Here is a 3,983-nt window from a genome sequence, read left to right as displayed (position 1 = left end):
GACTACTGCTGATGGTGAAATTCATGTGTCAGTAACAATTATGAATGTTGGGAACATGGACGATGAAGAAGTCGTACAGTTCTATTATTCAGATGATTTAGCCAATATGTTGCGACCAGTGAAAGAATTGGCTGGATTCGCCAGAGTAGGATTAAAAGTTGGACAGGCTAAGACCGTGCATTTTACGATGAAAACAAGTCAAACAGCATTTTTGGATGAAGCAATGAAATGGGTTGTTGAGCAAGGAAATATAACCCTTATGGTTTGCGCTTCTTCACAGGATATCCGTTGTACCGCAACCTGCCATATTCAAGACAGTGCGATCRTTGAGGGCTATAAACGCGGTTTTGTAGCTAAAGCAAAAATATTTGAATAAATTTATCATTAGTAACTCAACTTTCGCAGCTTGAAATCGGCAGAAAAGCCTTGATGTAGTTGGGCAAACAAGCAATCCACTGCTGGAGTTGACGCTGAATCAGAGCGCTGATCTTCTTTCCGGATTTTGTGGCAATTTCGTTGATCAAATCGATTAATTGCTGCAAGGCAACAGCCCAATCAAGCGCTCCGACCTCATCACAAAGCAAATAAAACAGCCCGCCAAAGGACCGCGAATCTGTGCTTTGACGATGCTGCCATGCCAGCAAGATGTAGCGGCTGAAAACAATCGTCGTATGGCTCACAAGCAGGTCGTAGGAACGTCCCTGAAACTCTTTTTGCAAACGCAGGAGCGACTTGGCGCATTTGAAGAACACTTCAATGTCCCAACGCATCTTGTAAATCCGGATGATTTCCTAGACGGTCAAAGTCAGGTCGGTCGATAGGATCGCGAGCCACTCGTTTTTTTTGGAACGGTGGCGGACAAACAGCACGGTTACGGGGATGCCAGGTGCAAGCTCCGTCCGAATAAGACGGAGAATGTTGGGGTTCTTGCCTTCCACCTGTGGCGCTGTTTTGTATAGCGACTTCAGACAAAGTCGTTGCCCGTCTACGATGTAACGCTTATTATCGTTCTTGACCATGCCAATTACATGCAGTCCGCGATTCACGATTTCTTGAACGAGCGGCGCATGCGTAAACCAGCTATCCATAAGGGTGTAAGAGGCTGTCATGCCCGCTGCAACCGCACGGTCCAGCATTGCAGCGATGACTTGCGGTGCGGGGAGCAACGCTTCTAGACGACGCTTGTAGCCGGATATCTTTGTTTATGCAATTACTCTGAAAAAGCATGGAAAAAATAAATATTTTATAATTCCTGAATTAAATACTCTTTTCCCAAATTCAAAGCAATATCCGCTTCCATACAATTTCCTTTCTCTGAAGACGCGATTATTACTTGATATTGATTTGGGTATAGTTTTTTTAGGCCTTTTAAAAACAATTGAAATAGGTTGCTTTTCATTGAGAATAAATGAAACCGAGGTGTAAAAATAGAAACGATTATATAGTCCGGTCAAGGCATCTCTTGTAGATTTATTATAACTATTCTCCATAAGTTCCATCACCCGGTCAAATAGGATCAGGAATAGTACAATGAAGAAGCCGATCCGAAGGAGATTGTCTAATATATGTAGTACGATGACCTGTTTTTCTAAAATGTCACTGTTAATGATATGGGAAACTACGGCGATGCCGTACATTGTTAATCCTACTTGGTACTTTCTACCCCGCTCCATGACGGGTTTCAGAATAAAAAATGCTAACCCAACTAATACCATCGAATAGAGATTAGCAGCAAGGGGAACGAAAGATAGCAACAAGGACCCTACCAACAAAACATATACCGTATTCATAACTCGTTTATTAGTTTCACCAAATAACTGATAGACGCTCATGTTAGCAAGGATAAAGGTTACCATGTTAAGAAGACTATGTATATTTGTTCCCACTTCATTATTGAATAGCCCCGCTCCAAGAAGAATGAATTGCCCTACTAGCATGATACCCATACAAATTGTGAGGGTCAGGTAAGCACGTTTCTGCCGACTTATAAGTAATCGAATTGCAAGCATGAACATGATTGTCATTACAATGATGCTCAACGATGAATAATATATCTCGCCCTGGGCGCCTCCGAAAATCGTATCTGTCATAGTTTTTCTCCCTTAGATTTTATAACGTTCCCTTTTGCATTATCGAATGACTTAACCAGTCACCTATATGTAGTAAGCGCTGATACTATTCTATTAACCCACACCTAGTTTTCATTAAATTTCTTCCATTCTTCAGGGAACAGATATTTCCCGTCAATTACTTGTATAACGATTGCATCTTCCACCGGTTCCACGACGCGAATTTCTTTGTGTGAAAACTTATTAAGTTCGCAAAAATTATATACATCAGCAATCGCGTCGAGTTTTACCGGTGATCCGTACTGACCATGTTGATACTGGTTTATTGTTCCCGACTCCGGGTTTACGCTCTTATTGGTTTTCGAATAATCAGGTCCTTCCCAATAGTAGCCACAGGTATCACACTCTCTAACTACATACCAGCATCCTAGTTGTTTCTCGAAAGACCATTCTTCCACTTCTTTCAAACATTCACAGTTAGTTTTCATTAGGTTCAACCTCTCTATCTTATGGTTCTTATGTCAAGTAGCTTATTATCTGATCCAACTCATTAGAGTAACGATAAATGATCCTCGAGCCAATCCTGCAACGACTTATTACTTTCTTCAGCTTTTCGAATGAGATTGGCTTTTTTTTCTTCAGGAAGATAAATAGTAATTGGAGATAGTCCAGTATCAATAAGGGTACCATCATACTTAGTAGTGATATGGCCTGACCTAATAAATAACTTTAACTTATCAATCAAATCTGGATGTGTTGTCGGTAAGACCCCTAGGAGTACCGATTTCTTCACTTCTACGATTAACCGATCACCTGCATTGATTCGAATATTAGACGGTCCTATTTGTTTGAACATTTCTTCTATTATCGTAAAGATCATGGAATCAAGCGTTTCAGGGACTGGAAATTCAAATAATGCATAGCCAAAAGTAGTTATGGGCTTTTTTTCGGTAATCGACAACATAGGTTTCCACCCAACTTGAATTGCTTCATCATATGCTAAAAATTCATCAGCTCCTAATTGCAGAGTAATCTCTAATTCACTGCGGTGTAGTCGCTTCATACTAACTATTCTTGCAAAACGTCMCTCCCTACGGTAAGGCTGAAAGAGGAAGGTACTCGACTTTTTATCATATATCGTATCGTATTTACCTGTTTCCGGATTACTAGCCACGAGCGTCTTAAGATCGGTTTCTGTTATGAAATATGTCCTTTTACCCCGCAGCTCGCCTTCATAATAGGGCAGTACACCTTCACGAATCAATTTATGGATATAGGTCGTTGAGCGTCCGATCTGTTTTGCTGCTTCCGCAGATGTTAAGTCCTTCCGTACATATGATGGCTTAATTCGATCGACGTCTTCCTGTCGAAACATAAAGCCTCCATCCCCTTTATATGTATCACGATTAACGGGATTCAAGCGTTTATTTGCATCCGAATGATTTATTATTTTGTAAAGGGATGTTGTGGTAATTCCTAACTCAGCTGCAGCGTTACTAGCATTTAAGTATACAGTCATGATTACTTACTCCTCTGTCTATTCTGAATGTTCTTTATATCCTTTACGGATGCTTGTATGGCGTGAATCTTTCCGTTTTGTTTTGTTGTTGAGTCCTCCATCCCTATCAACATTTGCTCTACCCTGTTTACAGCTTCTATCAGTTCTTTTGTAGACTTATTAGCTTTACTCTGAACTATAGAGGAATCTGCGATAGTTAGGATTGTAAGCCCAATACCCATTATCGTAAACATTTCGGCTAGATTAGAAAAAACAGTTGAAATTTCCTCATTAACATCAATATTAAGAATGATTACATCTACTAACCCGAGCAAGCAGATAAATACACCAAAACAATACGCAAACTTAAGATCTACTTTCATTAACTTACGAGAGTCTTTCATACATACAGCCCC

The 3,983-nt window shown here is 40.3% G+C and carries 5 protein-coding genes and 1 pseudogene; 1 reads left to right on the top strand and 5 read right to left on the bottom strand.

Annotation, left to right across the window (positions count from 1 at the left end):
- Window positions 1–376: fibronectin type III-like domain-contianing protein (locus tag AC1DWN_RS29550; RefSeq protein WP_477562441.1), on the top strand; the 376-nt coding region annotated here is incomplete at its 5' end.
- Between the two features lie 16 nt (window positions 377–392).
- Here AC1DWN_RS29550 and AC1DWN_RS29545 read toward each other — a convergent pair.
- From AC1DWN_RS29545 to AC1DWN_RS29525, 5 genes and pseudogenes are all read right to left on the bottom strand, one after another.
- Window positions 393–1,190 (bottom strand): annotated as a pseudogene (locus AC1DWN_RS29545) (IS4 family transposase); the annotation flags it as partial.
- A 12-nt stretch (window positions 1,191–1,202) separates the two neighbouring features.
- Window positions 1,203–2,090, bottom strand: a complete 888-nt coding sequence (locus AC1DWN_RS29540) for a hypothetical protein (protein ID WP_477562440.1) — start codon at window positions 2,088–2,090, stop codon at window positions 1,203–1,205.
- Window positions 2,091–2,194: 104 nt separating this feature from the next.
- Complete coding sequence (locus tag AC1DWN_RS29535; RefSeq protein ID WP_477562439.1) at window positions 2,195–2,557, bottom strand: hypothetical protein; 363 nt, start codon at window positions 2,555–2,557, stop codon at window positions 2,195–2,197.
- 62 nt (window positions 2,558–2,619) lie between these two features.
- Window positions 2,620–3,588, bottom strand: a complete 969-nt coding sequence (locus tag AC1DWN_RS29530; RefSeq protein WP_477562438.1) for a helix-turn-helix domain-containing protein — start codon at window positions 3,586–3,588, stop codon at window positions 2,620–2,622.
- Between the two features lie 2 nt (window positions 3,589–3,590).
- A partial coding sequence (locus AC1DWN_RS29525; RefSeq protein ID WP_477562437.1) for a hypothetical protein occupies window positions 3,591–3,983 on the bottom strand: 393 nt, incomplete at its 5' end.

The sequence above is a fragment of the Paenibacillus sp. P4_A7 genome (genome assembly GCF_056402455.1).
The sequence above is the reverse complement of the archived record's forward strand: the minus strand, read 5'-3'. Positions and strand labels throughout refer to the sequence as shown.

What these genes read in the sequence shown, in the direction of transcription:
- AC1DWN_RS29540 (WP_477562440.1), bottom strand. Translation starts at nt 2,090, where the DNA reads ATGACAGATACGATTTTCGGAGGCGCCCAGGGCGAGATATATTATTCA.
- AC1DWN_RS29535 (WP_477562439.1), bottom strand. Translation starts at nt 2,557, where the DNA reads ATGAAAACTAACTGTGAATGTTTGAAAGAAGTGGAAGAATGGTCTTTC.